Source organism: Pseudoselenomonas ruminantium (assembly GCF_900142515.1).
Taxonomy (GTDB): domain Bacteria; phylum Bacillota; class Negativicutes; order Selenomonadales; family Selenomonadaceae; genus Selenomonas_A; species Selenomonas_A ruminantium_D.
This window is the reverse complement of record NZ_FRBC01000003.1, coordinates 19,474-33,737: the sequence shown is the minus strand read 5'-3', so window position 1 is coordinate 33,737 and position 14,264 is coordinate 19,474. Positions and strand designations below refer to the sequence as shown.

Genomic DNA, 14,264 nt, shown 5'->3' with positions numbered 1-14,264 from the left:
TCAAATAGAAGGGAAGTATTTTCAATGTTGGAAGTTAAGAATTACGAATTCTGGTTTGTTGCTGGCAGTCAGTTCCTTTATGGTGAGGAGCAGCTCAAGAATGTAGAACGGGATGCGATGGAAATCGCAGCCAAGCTCAATGAGAGCGGCAAGCTGCCGTACAAGGTGGTCTGCAAAGGCGTTATGACCACGGCTGAAGGCATCACGCAGTTCATGAAGGATGTCAACTACCATGATGAAGTCGCTGGTGTCATCACCTGGATGCACACCTTCTCTCCGGCCAAGAACTGGATTCGTGGCACGAAGCTTCTGCAAAAACCGCTGTTGCATCTGGCTACGCAGTATCTCAATGAGATTCCCTATGCTACGATTGACTTTGACTACATGAATCTCAACCAGAGCGCCCATGGTGATCGTGAATATGGTTATCTGAACTCCCGTCTGGGCATCAATAACAAGATTGTCTATGGTTATTGGGGCGACGAGGAAGTCCAGAAGGAAATCGCTTCCTGGCAGGATGTGGCTGTGGCTTATAACGAAAGCTTCAACATCCGTGTCTGTCGTTTCGGCGATACCATGCGAGATGTAGCCGTTACCGAAGGCGACAAGGTAGAAGCACAGATCCAGTTGGGCTGGACGGTTGACTACTGGCCGGTAGGCGAACTCGTGGACGAGGTTGACGCCGTTTCCGAAGCAGATATCGACGCTGAATACAAGAAACTGGCCGAACTGTACACGCTGAATCCGCAGGATAACCCCCAGGACAAATTCGAAGAATCCGTGCGCTATCAGCTGCGCGAATACATCGCCATCAAGAAGTTCCTGGATGACCGTGGCTACAATGCCTTCTGCACGAACTTCCAGGATCTCAAGGGCCTCAAACAGCTGCCGGGTCTGGCTGCCCAGCTCCTCATGCGTGACGGCTATGGCTTTGCTGCTGAAGGTGACTGGAAACATGCAGCCCTTACCCGCCTGCTGAAAATCATGGCTCATAATGACCGTACGGTCTTCATGGAAGACTACACCCTTGACCTGCGCAAAGGCCATGAGGCCATCCTTGGTGCACATATGCTCGAAGTCGATCCGACCATTGCCAGCGACAAGCCGAAAGTCGAAGTCCATCCGCTGGATATCGGCGGCAAGGACGATCCGGCACGTCTGGTATTCACGGGCGCTGATGGCGAAGCTGTGGATGTGACCGTGGCTGACTTCCGTGATGGTTTCCGCATGATCAGCTATCCGGTTGACTGCCGCAAGGCTGAAGCCGAAACCCCGCATCTGCCGGTAGCCAAACAGCTCTGGACGCCGAAATGCGGCCTGAAGAAAGGCTCCACGGAATGGATCAAAGCTGGCGGCGGCCATCATACGGTACTTTCCTTCCGCCTGACGGAAGAACAGATCCACGACCTCGGTGTAATGCTGGGCGTAAATCTGGTAGAAATCTGCTGATTTGCCCATCCACTTCCTTTGAGCGGGTGGCTGCATAGCGAATAGCAAGAATAACGATTGGCGAGTAAGTATTTGCTCGCCAATTGTTATTCTTTTTGTTATTTCACAGCCTGTTTTTCTTTGGAAGAAATTTTTCTTTAGGCAGGAAATCCTTTGCCTGGTGGAGAATAGAACGATAACTTCAAATTGCAAGAAAATTCGTATCTTAGAAAGGAAGTGCGTAGGATGGAAACCTCATCATGGAAAAACAAGACCGTTGCTCTCGTGTGTGCGGGAGCCTTTTTGGGGATTACGGGTGCCCCAGTGGCCGATTTTTCCCCGGAGAGCGTGCAGAGCATAGCACAGGCGGCTACGACGGTTAAGTGGACATGCAGCAAATGCGGCAAGAGTGTGACGCAGCCCAACATGCCTACTGTCCTAGGGTGTGCCAAAGGCGGCACCCATACCTGGCGGAGCACCATAGTAAACCAGCCGCAGCCAGCTAGACCACAGCCAGCTAAACCGCAGCCAGCTAAGCCACAGCCAGCTAAGCCGCAGCCTGCAAAGCCGCCAACGGTTCAGCCGGTTAAACCGCCGATAACTCCGCAGATAAAGCCACAGCCTGCCAAGCAGTACACCTACACCTGCACTAAGTGCTACCAAAAGACCACGACCACTATTGCCAATGCCCAGGCTGTTCCCAAGACCAAATGTTCCAAGGGCGGCGTACATAACTGGGTCAGTGGCAGCCTGAATCCTCCGCCTGCCAAGAAATACACCTATACCTGCCTGAAATGCTATCAGAAGACGACGAGTACAGAATCTGTTGCCGCCAAGGTGCCTGTTGGTAAATGCCCCAAGGGAGGTGGGCATGCCTGGAGGCAGGGCAGCTTCAACGCCAACCAGCCCATAGTGCAGGCAACAACTCCGGCTCCCGCGCCCGCCCCAGCTCCGGCACCGGCACCAGCACCAGCAGCCACCAACAATAACAACAATAAACCCAACACTCCGCAGGAAAAACGTCTGGACACGATCAAAACCACTTATGGCCTTGGCAATGTCAATTTTACCGTGCGTCCATTGAAGGGAAAGAAATGGGCAACCGACCATATCGTGCTTTCCATTAACTTGGGCGGTATCCAGGAAAAGAAAGATAAAGCCGGCATTAACAAAGTAAGAACCTGCGCTCCCAACATCGCCATCTATAATGCCGACACGGGTGAGAAACTGACCGAGACAACAACGTATTCCGGCTTTAGTGGTTGGTTGAAGATCAAGAACATGAAGGATACGGATAAGGTATTCCATTTATATTTCAAGACGCTGCCACAGAAAGTGACCAAGAACACCACGGCCTACGCACGCACGAGCGGTAATTGCTCGATTTCGATCCAGAGCAGAGAGGCCACCCTGGTGAAGTAAGAAGATAGCATACCTGGCCGCCCCCTAAGGGGGCGGCTTTACGACTTTTCGTTACTGATTTTGGAAAGGATGAGTGTGCATGGAGTGGACAAGGATGAATCAATTGCGGAAGCTATTCCGCGCGCTTCCTCTTGCTGCCTTGTTGGCAACGACACTTCCTGGCCTTGCCGCTGCCGAAATTGTGCAGGTGAAGGGCACGGGACAATATACGATGAGCAAGTATGAAACCGTTGACATCGCCCAGCAGCGAGCCTTGAAGGAAGCGGAACGCCAGGCCGTGGAGCAGGCAGGCGTTTATATCGAGAGTTACACGAAGACCAAGGATCTGCAGGTGGTGGCGGATGAAATCACGGCTGTGGCCAGCAATATCCTCAAGATTCAGGATAAGAAATTTGAAAATTCCTTGGACCAGGCAGGGAATATAACCGTTATCGCCAGTATTCAGGCCAGCGTGGACACAGATGCGGCTGTCCAGGGCTTGCGCCGCGGGGATGTGGGGGAGATTACGGACAAATACAATAAATTGCAAGCCGAATACGAGGCGCAGGCTGCCGAGCTGCGCGCATTAAAGGAGAAGATGAACACGGCGGCATCGCCACAGGAAGAGCAGGCCATTCAGGCAGAAGTTCAGGCCGTAGACAATACTTTCCAGGCCGTGGAAAAGAATTCGGCAGCAATCCGGGCCGAATATGAAGGGCGCTTCGATGAGGCACTGAGCCTTTATGGGGAAGCCATCCGGCTCAATCCGAATGCTTTGGAGCCGCGCGTCAACCGCAGCAGGCTCCTGATGATGGTCAAAGGGCAGCCCCAAGCCGCACTGGAGGATTGCAATGTAGCGGTAAGGCTTGCTCCGAACAATCCTTTGGTGCGTTACAATCGGGGCTATGTGTACTGGCAGTTGGGCCGGGGCGAGGAGTCCATCGCCGAGTTTGATGCGGCTATCCGCCTGAATCCAAACTATGGCGAAGCTTATTCCAACCGCGGGTATGCCCATTACCATCGCCAGGAATTGGTTCTCGCCCGGCAGGATTTCGAGAAGGCGGCCAGCCTTCTGCCTACGAACCCGGATGTCTTTATCAAACTCGGCGTCGTATGCTATGCTCAGAAAGATTTTCAGGCTGCCTTGCAGGCAATCAATCAGGCCATCGCCTTGGCCCCTAATAACGGCATGTGCTATTACAACCGTGCACTGGTATACCAGCAGCTGGGAAATGCCGCAGCGGCTGCGGCAGATTGGCAGAGGGCGCAAGCCCTTGGCTATGCAGGATAGGGGGAGAGCCACATGAAAATGCATAGGTTTTTCGTGCTCCTGGTGGTGGCGTTCATGGCGTTCATGGCCCTTATGCCCGCTAGTGAGGCGGCGACAGCAGAGGACGGGGAGGTGCTGCGGCTGGTCAACGAGGTGCGCCAGCAAAAAGGCCTGGAGCCTTTGGTCATGGACAGCGTCATCAACAAAGCGGCGGCCATCCGCGCAGCAGAGATGGAGCGTCTTTTCGCCCATGACCGCCCCGATGGTTCGGACTGTCTGACGGTATTCAGGGAAGTAGGCATGACTTACCGCACGGCGGGAGAAAATCTTGTCGCTGGCATGGATCTGACGCCGGAACGGGCCGTGGATGACTGGGTGGACTCGCCAGACCATCTGGACAATATTCTTCATGCGCCCTTTACCCATACGGGCATTGCCCATTTTACCCTGTCCAATGGGAAGGTCTATTGGGTGCAGCTCTTTGCGGCTCCAACCAGCGGCAGGGGAGAGGAAATACAGCCCGGGGATTTGGCGGGAGAAAAGTCTGCGATATCCCAGCCACAGGCAGGGGATATGCCTGCTGAGGGAAGCTGCAGCGAAGCGGGTGCCTTTCCTTGTACGCTGGCCGGGTTAGCTGCGGAGCCGAAACTTTTGGGATTGAATGCCGCAAGCTGCGATGAACTGGTGTACGACCGGCAGTATCATATGTTCCAGCGGTTTACCGTAAGGGACAAGGCGGTAATCCAGGCCGTGGCAGATGCCCTTTCACTTATCCGGGCAGAAGGATATGCCAATCAGGGGGAGGTGGACGATTACAGCGAGGTATTTCGTTTCCACATGAAGGATGGCACATGGATCGTGCTCGCCTTCAATGCCCATAATTTCTTCACGGATATCGAAGAACTGCGCCGCGGCAAGTCCTACCGGCTGTCCGGTGGTGAGCGGCTATGGCAATTGACACAGTATATAGCAGAGCAGCCAGCGTTCCGTGTCTACTGAGTGACAGTATGCTATCCGGCAGCTTATGCGCGGCGCGATGCGGATCGGGCGGAGCCGCTGCAAGGGACTTAAAAACTTTCTGTGATAGGCAGGAATTTTGCACTGCAGTTGCGAATAGGTAGGGTACATTATGGGGATTTTACAAGTGCAAGGAAGGTGCGTGTCGTGTATGCAAAAAAAATCTTTCTATTGCTGCTGGCCGCCTGTTTAGGAGGCTTGCCCTCTGCCTCGGCCAAGGAGGCTGTCGTCGAGGGGATGGGGGTAGACCGTGCGGCCGCAATCCAGCACGCGGCCAGGTGTGCCGTGGAAGAAGTTGTGGGCACGTATATCGATGCCTGGACTTTGGTGCGGGAAAGCCGGCTGGCGCTGGATAATATCTATACGCATTCCCGGGGGTACGTGCGGAAAATCAAGGTGCTCGAGGAAGGGGCAACGGATGCAGGTTACACGGTGAAGGCTTTGGTCGATGTAAATGATGCGCCGGATGCTGGCCTGATGGACAAGCTTACCATGCTGATGCTCCTGAATGATCCCGCCTTTTTCGTTTCGGTCACACGCGGTGGCGCAGAGGCGGCGGAACGGGATGCGACGGCGGAGTCCGTGTTCAATGAGCGGCTGTTGGAACTGGGCTTTGGTAATGTGCAGGCCGAGGAGGATAATCCTGATTTTTTGGTGAAAGGGGAGCTTTCTGCTTCGAGCCAGGAGATTTTCGTGCCCAATGCCAAACGGGAAAGCACGGCTACGGGGCTGTTCTCCGGACAGGCAAGCCTCGATGTGACGGTGATCGAGAAAAGCAGCAATCACGTAGTGGGAACTTTTTCCTTGCGGGCCAGTGACGTGGCAGCAAGTGCAGAAGGGGCTGAGGAAAAGGCGGGCGCCAAGGCTGTCCGTGAAGCCGCTGAGCGGCTGGAGGGCCTGTTCAAAAAGGTCGGTGCAAAAGTTCAGGTAGTGCGATCCACGGCCTGGCAAGGAGGCGATGAAGATGCGAATGGTTAAGTTTTTGGGCATGCTCGTGCTCTGGGCGTTGCTGCTTGTCCCGCAAGGGGGGTGCGAGGCCGCGTTGGACAAGGCGCGGGATAACGTGGCGGTGCTTCCCTATGCCCAGCGGGCGGCGGTGTCCAAGGAACTGTCGTTAGAGGATGCAGGCATGGTGTCGGAGTTCGTCATTGAAGCGCTTTTAGATACGGGCAGGTTCAACCTCATTGAACGTTCGGAACTATTGGCCATCACGGAGGAGCATAAGCTCAATATGAGCGGACTGGTGGATCAGAGTACTGCTGTGGCAGTAGGGAGGCTGGCGGGGGTGAAATATCTCATCGCCGGCAGTGTCACAGGCCTCAGTGCCAAGAAAAGCGGCATGTCCTATGAGAACAGCCAGGCCGGTTCTGTGGGGGGCAAGAAGAATACGGTGATTGCCAATGTCACCCTGCGCATGATTGATGTGGAAACCGGGCAGATTGTCTGTGCCGCCAGTGGTACAGGTGAATCTGCCAGCACCTATGCCCAGTTCAAGCTCAAGAAAACGGTGACAACACCGGTCATCGGCGAGCCCGCGGCAAGCACATCCAGTGAGGCGGTGGCCGGCACGTCCAGCGAGGCAGCGGAGAGCACGTCCAGCGAGGCAGTAGAGAGCACTTCTGCCGAGACGGAAACGAGTGAATCCGAAACGGCTGCGGGAGTGTTGGATACGAGCCTTACGGAGAGCGCCACGGAGAGCACCACGGAGGGGACTCAGCCTGTCGTCGTGCAGCACGTACAGCAGACCGTACAGCACACGATTACGATTGGCACGACTGAGTTCAGTCAGGTGCAGGTCCGGAACGCCCTGTATAAAGCCGTTGACGATCTTGTGTTCAACAAGAAATTCGGTTTCTTGGCCAAATTGGACGGCAAAGGCCAGCGGCGGCGGGTGTGAGATGATGAAAAAATCCATAACAGCGCTATGGCTGTGCCTATGCTGCCTGTGCCCTGCGGCGGTCAGTGCCGAAAATCCGGCGGCCGGGGAGTTGCGTAGTATCTTTCATTCTGGGCAGTTTTATGTGGAATATAAGGATGACTACAATGTGCGGGTCATCGGTGAGGCGGGGGGTGCCCGCATGGAGCGCACCCGTTACGGCAGCAGCCTGTCCTGGGTGACGAATTTGAATCCTATCGGCAATCTTTTTGGCGGCCGTACGCCGCGGAATCCGGAAACCATGTATAAGGATGGGAGATACTATCAGTTCATTGAGCCGGACAAGGCCTTTGTCTGCCCCGCAGCGGAAGCGGAAGGCGAAAACCTCGATCCCCGCATGGGCTGGAGCAAGGTGAAGACGAAGCTCGCCCTGCCGTTGGAACTAGCTCCGCTTTACTGGGACGATCCCTATGCAGCTTACGCTAAGTCCATGACGGAGCCGCAATTCCTGGAGAGCGGCAAGGTCGTGCTGGGGGGAAAGAATTACGAGTCCGACCGTTACAGCAGCAAGTTGAAGACCTTTGACGGAAGGGATGCGGACTACCAATATGAGCTTTTATACCTGGATGGGCAACTGATGCTGGCCCGTTCCTTCGTGGTGAGCAACGGCCGGGAAATGGCGGTGAACACGCTGGAGGTAAAGGCCATAGGCAGTGCCTGGCCGCAGGATTTGTTCCGCGTGGCCAAAAAAACGAAACTCTACGCTGCCGGCAGGGGGGATATGAATGACCTTCTGGAAGAGCCGGTGCAGATTGGCATTCTGGAGGGGATTTGAGTGATGAAATGCCTGCTGGTGCTCCTGCTTCTTGGCTTGGAAATCTTGCCTGCGTCCTTTGGCGAGGCTGCTGCGTTGGATCGCTATCGGCAAATCCTGCTGGAGGGCCGTTACACCATCGAATATCACAACATTACCCCGGCGGAGCGGGTCACCAATCGTGACCGGGTGCACCTTTTCGGCAAGACTGGGCTGGCGGTGGCGCAGAATGATTATCTGACCAATCGCCCCCGCAAGGGGATGATCGTGAGCCGGGGAGAGGACCGTTACGAGGAAGTCGGGGATGAGGAATTTGCCGCCTGCCGCTTGACGAAGGGGGGGGAGGACTTCTTTTTCACGAAATACAAGGGCAAAGGCGGCTATGAGTATTTCGGCACAAAAAAGAATCAGGTGACGGCCAATAACCGCAACTATCTGGCCGAAGCCCTGGAGGGCAAGAGCTACGGGGATGAGGATATGTCCCGGATCATAAATGCTCTGCTTTCTGCGGGCCGTCCCCAAGGTTGGGCTCAGGTGGCGGCTGGCACTCTGGCGGGTGGCGTCACCTATGAGGATTATCAGGGGAAAAGCGAGGACCGCACGCAGATTATCCGCTGCTATTTTACAGGCGGCGTGTTGACAAAAATCGCAGTTGCCGAGTTCGGTGCGGATGCTGCCGGGAACCTTACGGGGCATAAGTGTATTATTGCGGTAAAGGCTTTTACCGCTGCCCCGCGGGAAGAATATCTTTCCCTGCCGGCTAAGCTGGCGGATGTTACGAAGCGCAAGGAGGCAAAGGCGAAATGAAGCTGAGAAAAATTCTTTTTGCAGGCCTTGCGCTGGGGCTGCTGTTGCCGCAACTGGCGGGGGCGGCGCCGGCAGCAGATAACCGTCCGGCCTGCGTGCTGATGAAATTCACCGATGATACCCGCTATGATGCCATCGAGACGGCCGAGCAGCTCTCGGAGCTGGTGATGGTGCGTCTGCTTGACAGTCATCGTTTCCGCCTGATGGAGACCCGGCCGCTTGAGGAAAATATGGAGCGGGAACTCTACCGCGAGAAAATGCAGGAGCTGCAGGAATTCAAGACGGCGGCTGCCACCCATGATTACAATGCTCTCTTTGAGGGGCCGGGGTTTCGGGAGAACAAGGCACAATCCATTGCCACGGCCTCGGTCGGGCAGATCGTGACGCCTTCGATCACGCGCGCTATCGGCGAACAGCACAAGGCGGACTATCTCATACAGGGAACCATCATCAATATGGGAATTGGCAATTGGTGGAATGTGGATTATGCCGCGATGTCGACGGCGGTCAACACCGCTTCGGCGCTGGCAGCAACTCCCATCTCGGTGTCGCTCAGCGGCATCTCGGGGCCGTTGGGTGGCATGCTCGGGGACATCGAGATCAGCAGGTCCGGGATAGGCATCGAATGCGACATCCGCCTGATAAAAGCGGCCACGGGGGAAGTCCTGTGGACGAAGCGGGTGGTAGGCCTGGCGACCACCAGAGGGATTACCATCGGTGCAGTTACCCTGGGCTCGGCCAGGCTGAGCGGCAGCCTTTATCGCAAGGCGCTCGAGCAGGCTGCCGGCAAGGTGACAGAGGCCCTGCTTGCCGATGTCGAAACGGGAAAATTGTTTTTGAAATAATTTTTGCAGGAAGGAATGGTAACGATGAAGTTAAGCAGCAAAGAGCGCAGGATAATCACGAGAAATGTGCTTTTGGGGGGATTGGCGGGCAGCGTGGCCCTGTATGCTGCGCCCGCTTATGCAGGGAGCAGTGTCAGTGAGAACATACCTGCCCAGACCGTTATCAATCAGGTGGCGGATCTGTCCACTGATTGGCTGGCGGCGGATACCGTGGAAGTCAAAGAGGATGGCGACAAGGTGGATGTGAATGTGGCGGGCGCCCCTTCTTCCGGGGATTTTCAGGTCTTTGCCAATGTGGGATATGGCCACCTTAACACGAATCTTAAGGATGGAGAGATTAAATCGAATAGCACCGGTGTGAATCTGGGCCTGGCCAAGACCATCGATACTGCTGGTGGCGGCCAGCTCACCTTTGCGCCGGTCATCGACTATGGTCATGGCCGTTTTGACACCTATTCGAACCAATGGGGGAAAATGGGAAACGGCAAAACCACCTATTGGGCAGGCGGAGGCATAGTGCGCCAATCCATGCAGAATGGTTTCTACTATGAAGCCAGTCTGCGTTATGGCCGCAACAAGGTAGAATATACGCAGCGAGGCTGGATCAGCGATGATGCTTCGGCGCCTGTGTGGTCCGGGCATATTCATGTGGGGCGGCAGCTCAAGGTGGATCCGCAGAGTATTCTGAAAGTCTATGGCATGTATCATCATACCTATCAGAAAGGCCTGAGCCTCAACAAGTTCGGCTACAGGACGAGTTCGAGCAACAGCGGCCGTTTCCGCGTCGGCGCAAAGGTTACCCGTTATACGAGCAAAACCCAGAGCTTTTACACCGGGCTGGCTTATCAGTATGACCATAGCGGTGCCGCCGATACGTATGGGAACGGCTGGAGTGTGAAGGGCGATAGTGAGCACGGCTCCAGCGGCATGCTCGAACTGGGCTGGCAGGTACGCCAGTCGGCCCGATCCTCCAGTGCGCTGGATATCAATGTCACCGGCTGGATGGGCAAGCAGCACGGTGTTACGACAGGGGTAAAGTTCAAAAAAGTTTTTTGAGGCGTGAGTTCGAGGCTGCAGGAAGGGGCGGAGCGGAATGCAAACCGTGCTGAAAAAAGGGATGTTCATCCTGTGGCTGCTGGCAGTTCTGTTATGGTCAAGATTGTCAGCCGACAGTGTTCTGGCGGCGCCATTGGTGGAGGTACCTTGCCGGATCGCGGTGATGGATTTTGGCAGTTATCCAGGGGCTTTCACCAGCGAGGTGCAGATGAAGGGCGCGAATAAGTCTATCAGTGATTATCTGATTGAACAGATGCTCGAATCCGGGAAATTCATCATCATGGACAAGGATATATATGCGGAGAAGCTGCAGGCCGCGGGGATAAAATACACGGGGCGGATTGACCCGGATAGTGCACAGCAAATCGGTGAGCTGCTCGGCGTTCCCTATATTGTCTACGGCAATCTCGGCAGCCTGGTGGTCAGTGAGAACACGGCCACCGTCATGGGCAGCGGTGCCAAAGTGCATACGGTAAGAGCGCAGGTCGTGGCCCGGGTGATGGATGTCCGGACCGGTGAAATCATAGCGGCGGCAAAGGGCGAGGGTAAATCCGACAGTGCCATTGCCAAGTTAGGGAGTGAAGCGGCCGGCTATGTCACCGTGGGTACCCGCAAGGTAACGCAGATCAGCGTCCATAACGCTGTCCGCAAAGCGACCGTCCAGACTGCAGATATGCTCACGGAAAAGCTTTGTGGCAAAAGCGGCAACAAGAGAAAAAATTAATTTATCGGGCAGTGAAATATCTCCCGGAAATCACAAAAATCCGCTGAGAAATGTCAGCGGATTTTTGGCGTGTAAATTGCAGTTTGTGGGTGCGAGCTGAAACGCAATTCGTTACAGAGCAGTGGGGCGGCGGTGGGAATACTTTTTCGCCGCTCCACTAAATGACCCGCCAGCAGAAGTAAGCATCTTCCAGCTACCTGCGCCGGGCAGGCCAACGGCGCTCCAATCAACGAAGCTTCCAGCCAATGCTGTTTGCGGGCCAGCCTTCACTTCGTTCAGGCAGTCGTTCCGTCGGCGAAAAAGCATCCCCACCTCCACCCAAAGGTACGCTCGTAAAGACTACTACGCCTTTGCTGAAAGGTGCAAGCACATCGATGTTCTTGTCACAGGAGAACCGAGTCTGTGCCAATTGCCAAAATCGTGCCTGGTGGCGAACGGGGGAGTGCTTTTTCTGTGGGAGCGACCGTCTGAGCGCAGCGAAGACCGGCCCGACGCAGGCAGCAGCTAAAGAGCACGCTGAAAAACGCGCCGCTGGCCTGCCCGGCGCAATCCAGCTAAACAACTCTAACCTTACAGGGAGGGTCGTTTAGCGGAAACAGAAAAAGCACTCCCCCGTGAACCCCTGTTGCGTATGAACGGGATAGTTTCAGCACGAACTAAACGACAAACTGCAATTTATATGTATGTTTACAGCATCTTTTTTAGCAGCAGATTTTTCTATCAGGTACTAAATACCTGATTGTTGAAAAAATGTGCCTGCCATGTATAATAATAAGTATCAGTAATGGATTTTGAGAGCAAAGAGGAAAAGGCAGGTGCAGGTTATGAGAAAAATAAGCCGCTGGATTGTGGCTTCTATGGTTGCGGGAAGCATGATATGGGGCGGACTGTCTGCAGCACAGGCTGCCCCGCAAAAGGATAACCCCATGGAGAAGGCTGTAGTATGGGCGTTGCAGATTGCGGCGGACGATAGTCACGGTTATTCCCAGGGGGCAGAGAATGCTACGGCAAATAATCCTTATACAGGTTCCCGGGAGGGGCCGGATTACGACTGCTCAGCGCTGGTTTATCATGCTTTGGAACATGCCGGTTTTCCCATCATTGAGGCCTGGCATCAGAATCCCGATTACATGAAACTCTATCAGGGCAAGCAGTATAGCGGTGATGCCGATACCATCTGGCCGGATATGCAGAGGATCGGCGGATTCACGAAATATTCCTGGAATGAGGTCAAGGATAATCTCAAGCGCGGCGATATCCTGTGCCGGCCCGAAGCCCATGTGGCCATCTATATCGGCAACGGCAAGACTGTGGAAGCGCGGGGCGTCAATAACCCCAGAGGCGGTGATTGGCGCACTGGCGATCAGGGCGGCGAGATTGACTGCTACAGTGCCTATGGACGTGGCTGGACGGAAGTATACCGCTATACGGGCAAGTAAAAATTTCAGTCCTTTATCCACGTTTTGAACCGTTCTGGCTGACTGTTGATGACCAGTTCCTCCGGGAACTGGTATTTTTTTATGAGTTCCTGGGCGTGCGTGTGGTTGCCCACATCAAGGTCGATATGAGCGTCGCTGCCCAGGATGACCATCGTGCCGTGTTTCTGACAGGCTTGCAGGAGTTCACCGGCCAGTTCTCTGGAACCTTGGCGGCTGCCGCCGGGGGTGTAGGAGCTGTTGTTGCATTCGAGCAGCACCTTGTTTTCCTTGGCAGCCTGGGCCAGTGCATCAAAGTCCACGGGATAATATGGGTTATCCGGGTGGCCGATGATCTTTACCTTGGGATTTTTCATGGCATTGATCAGGGCGCAGGTGTTCTGCTCTCTGGTACCGGGGCGGATGCAGGGATCATGGAGGCTGGCGATGGCGTAGTCCATGCGGTCCAAGAGGTCCTGCCGCAAATCTGTGGAACCGGAGAAATCGAGGATATTCAGTTCAACACCCATGACAAGGTCGATGCCATAGGCGTCCCGCTGAATGACCTTGAAGTTACAGAAGTAGAATTCGTGGAAGGCTCCGGGCATCTTGGGGCCGTGGTCAGAAATGCCAATCAGGGACAGTCCTTTCTCTTTGGCCGCCGTGATCATTTCACGCAGGGTGCTGTAGGCGTGAACACTGGCGATGGTATGCGTATGGACATCGAGTAGATCTAACATAAAATTTCCTCCTGCAAATCGTTTCATCGAATACCATCATAACGCAGATCGTTTTTTTTGGCTATGCCTTCTGCAATAAATCTTGTCAGGATTCCGGCATAAAACAGGATTTTGGGGTGTACATAGCGAATAATTGTTTTGTGATTTGGGAAAGAGAATCAGGAGGCGATGTTATCATGTTGAAGAAAAAATTTGCCGCAATGGCGGCTGCACTGGTTATCGGGATATCGGCTAATGCCATGGCTGCCCAGTATAAGGATCTGCCGCAAGGGCATTGGGCCTACGACAAGGTTATCGCATTGACGGATGAGGGCATCCTTCATCAGGGCAGTGATGGCTTGTTCAAAGGGGACAGCAATCTGACGCGTTATGATTTTGCCTATATGGTCGGCAGCGTATTGGAAAAATCAGGCGGGCAGGCCAAGAAAGCCACGTTCAAAGATGTACCTGCCAGCCATTGGGCTGCCGATAAGATCAGCATGACAGCCGGCTATGAAGTGTTGTCTGGTTATGGTGATGGCACTTTCCGTGGTGATAAGGCTATGACGCGTATGGAAATTGCATTGAGCCTGCACAAATTGTTGCATATTTTTGGGAAAGAACATAGCGCGGCATCGGTTTCCTTCAGTGATGTGCCGCAGGCGCATTGGGCCTATGAGGCTGTAAGTGATGTGTGTGGCAAGGATATTATGAGCGGATATGGCGATGGTACCTTCCGTGGTGACGGACATATGACCAAGAACGAAGCCGCTATTGTAATGGTAGCATTTTTGAATGCGCTGCAGAAATAGGCGTTGATGGATGAGAATCCTCCCTTGTTTTTATGAGTTCTATCCTTTATAGTGTAATGAAGGTAGAATTTGAAAAGGGA

15 protein-coding genes are annotated in these 14,264 nt (G+C 54.4%); 13 read left to right on the top strand and 2 right to left on the bottom strand.

Annotated features, from left to right (window positions below; all coding sequences use genetic code 11):
• The first annotated feature begins 24 nt into the window (after positions 1-24).
• The 11 genes from araA (at position 25) to BUB68_RS02095 (ending at position 11,238) form a co-directional block, all read left to right on the top strand.
• Positions 25-1,449, top strand: coding sequence for an L-arabinose isomerase (gene araA, locus BUB68_RS02145; RefSeq protein WP_073088168.1), 1,425 nt, complete (start codon positions 25-27; stop codon positions 1,447-1,449).
• Positions 1,450-1,674: 225 nt separating this feature from the next.
• Positions 1,675-2,850: a hypothetical protein gene (locus BUB68_RS15170; RefSeq protein WP_073088167.1), complete on the top strand. Its 1,176-nt coding sequence runs from the start codon at positions 1,675-1,677 to the stop codon at positions 2,848-2,850.
• A 94-nt stretch (positions 2,851-2,944) separates the two neighbouring features.
• Positions 2,945-4,120, top strand: coding sequence for a tetratricopeptide repeat protein (locus BUB68_RS02135; RefSeq protein ID WP_073088166.1), 1,176 nt, complete (start codon positions 2,945-2,947; stop codon positions 4,118-4,120).
• 12 nt (positions 4,121-4,132) lie between these two features.
• Positions 4,133-5,098 (top strand): CAP domain-containing protein, encoded by a 966-nt coding sequence (locus BUB68_RS02130; protein ID WP_073088165.1) that lies wholly within the window; start codon positions 4,133-4,135, stop codon positions 5,096-5,098.
• 165 nt (positions 5,099-5,263) lie between these two features.
• Positions 5,264-6,094 (top strand): hypothetical protein, encoded by an 831-nt coding sequence (locus tag BUB68_RS02125; RefSeq protein ID WP_073088164.1) that lies wholly within the window; start codon positions 5,264-5,266, stop codon positions 6,092-6,094.
• Entirely contained in the window at positions 6,081-7,013 is a 933-nt protein-coding gene (locus tag BUB68_RS02120) for a CsgG/HfaB family protein (RefSeq protein WP_073088163.1), read from the top strand. The genes BUB68_RS02125 and BUB68_RS02120 overlap by 14 nt, the downstream gene beginning before the upstream one ends.
• Position 7,014: 1 nt before the next feature.
• A complete protein-coding gene (locus tag BUB68_RS02115) occupies positions 7,015-7,827 on the top strand; it encodes a hypothetical protein (protein ID WP_073088162.1) in 813 nt (270 codons plus the stop codon).
• Complete coding sequence (locus BUB68_RS02110; protein WP_073088161.1) at positions 7,828-8,613, top strand: hypothetical protein; 786 nt, start codon at positions 7,828-7,830, stop codon at positions 8,611-8,613.
• The gene (locus BUB68_RS02105) at positions 8,610-9,458 is read left to right on the top strand and encodes a hypothetical protein (protein WP_073088160.1); all 849 of its coding nucleotides are present in this window, start codon (positions 8,610-8,612) and stop codon (positions 9,456-9,458) included. Before BUB68_RS02110 ends, BUB68_RS02105 begins: the two co-directional genes overlap by 4 nt.
• Before the next feature lie 24 nt (positions 9,459-9,482).
• Positions 9,483-10,514 carry an autotransporter outer membrane beta-barrel domain-containing protein gene (locus tag BUB68_RS02100; RefSeq protein WP_073088159.1) on the top strand — a complete coding sequence of 344 codons (1,032 nt, stop codon included), beginning with the start codon at positions 9,483-9,485 and terminating at the stop codon, positions 10,512-10,514.
• A gap of 37 nt (positions 10,515-10,551) precedes the next feature.
• Entirely contained in the window at positions 10,552-11,238 is a 687-nt protein-coding gene (locus tag BUB68_RS02095) for a CsgG/HfaB family protein (protein WP_073088158.1), read from the top strand.
• A gap of 111 nt (positions 11,239-11,349) precedes the next feature.
• Here the strand turns inward: BUB68_RS02095 and BUB68_RS15400 are convergent, their stop codons facing one another.
• The gene (locus BUB68_RS15400; RefSeq protein ID WP_218587674.1) at positions 11,350-11,544 is read right to left on the bottom strand and encodes a hypothetical protein; all 195 of its coding nucleotides are present in this window, start codon (positions 11,542-11,544) and stop codon (positions 11,350-11,352) included.
• A gap of 518 nt (positions 11,545-12,062) precedes the next feature.
• Between BUB68_RS15400 and BUB68_RS02090 the strand changes: the two genes are divergently transcribed.
• Positions 12,063-12,677: an endolysin-like domain-containing protein gene (locus tag BUB68_RS02090; RefSeq protein WP_073088157.1), complete on the top strand. Its 615-nt coding sequence runs from the start codon at positions 12,063-12,065 to the stop codon at positions 12,675-12,677.
• A 5-nt stretch (positions 12,678-12,682) separates the two neighbouring features.
• Here BUB68_RS02090 and BUB68_RS02085 read toward each other — a convergent pair whose 3' ends face one another.
• Positions 12,683-13,393, bottom strand: a complete 711-nt coding sequence (locus BUB68_RS02085; RefSeq protein WP_073088156.1) for a phosphatase — start codon at positions 13,391-13,393, stop codon at positions 12,683-12,685.
• A gap of 176 nt (positions 13,394-13,569) precedes the next feature.
• Here BUB68_RS02085 and BUB68_RS02080 point away from each other — a divergent pair, with 176 nt between their 5' ends.
• Positions 13,570-14,184 carry an S-layer homology domain-containing protein gene (locus tag BUB68_RS02080; protein ID WP_073088155.1) on the top strand — a complete coding sequence of 205 codons (615 nt, stop codon included), beginning with the start codon at positions 13,570-13,572 and terminating at the stop codon, positions 14,182-14,184.
• Positions 14,185-14,264: the final 80 nt, after the last annotated feature.

Excerpts from the sequence above, each read along its gene's own strand:
- BUB68_RS02090 (WP_073088157.1), top strand. The coding sequence starts at position 12,063 with ATGAGAAAAATAAGCCGCTGGATTGTGGCTTCTATGGTTGCGGGAAGC.
- BUB68_RS02120 (WP_073088163.1), top strand. The coding sequence starts at position 6,081 with ATGCGAATGGTTAAGTTTTTGGGCATGCTCGTGCTCTGGGCGTTGCTG.
- BUB68_RS15400 (WP_218587674.1), bottom strand. The coding sequence starts at position 11,544 with ATGCTTTTTCGCCGACGGAACGACTGCCTGAACGAAGTGAAGGCTGGC.
- BUB68_RS02095 (WP_073088158.1), top strand. The coding sequence starts at position 10,552 with ATGCAAACCGTGCTGAAAAAAGGGATGTTCATCCTGTGGCTGCTGGCA.
- BUB68_RS02135 (WP_073088166.1), top strand. The coding sequence starts at position 2,945 with ATGAATCAATTGCGGAAGCTATTCCGCGCGCTTCCTCTTGCTGCCTTG.
- BUB68_RS02080 (WP_073088155.1), top strand. The coding sequence starts at position 13,570 with ATGTTGAAGAAAAAATTTGCCGCAATGGCGGCTGCACTGGTTATCGGG.
- BUB68_RS02115 (WP_073088162.1), top strand. The coding sequence starts at position 7,015 with ATGATGAAAAAATCCATAACAGCGCTATGGCTGTGCCTATGCTGCCTG.
- araA (WP_073088168.1), top strand. The coding sequence starts at position 25 with ATGTTGGAAGTTAAGAATTACGAATTCTGGTTTGTTGCTGGCAGTCAG.
- BUB68_RS02100 (WP_073088159.1), top strand. The coding sequence starts at position 9,483 with ATGAAGTTAAGCAGCAAAGAGCGCAGGATAATCACGAGAAATGTGCTT.
- BUB68_RS15170 (WP_073088167.1), top strand. The coding sequence starts at position 1,675 with ATGGAAACCTCATCATGGAAAAACAAGACCGTTGCTCTCGTGTGTGCG.
- BUB68_RS02085 (WP_073088156.1), bottom strand. The coding sequence starts at position 13,393 with ATGTTAGATCTACTCGATGTCCATACGCATACCATCGCCAGTGTTCAC.
- BUB68_RS02130 (WP_073088165.1), top strand. The coding sequence starts at position 4,133 with ATGAAAATGCATAGGTTTTTCGTGCTCCTGGTGGTGGCGTTCATGGCG.
- BUB68_RS02105 (WP_073088160.1), top strand. The coding sequence starts at position 8,610 with ATGAAGCTGAGAAAAATTCTTTTTGCAGGCCTTGCGCTGGGGCTGCTG.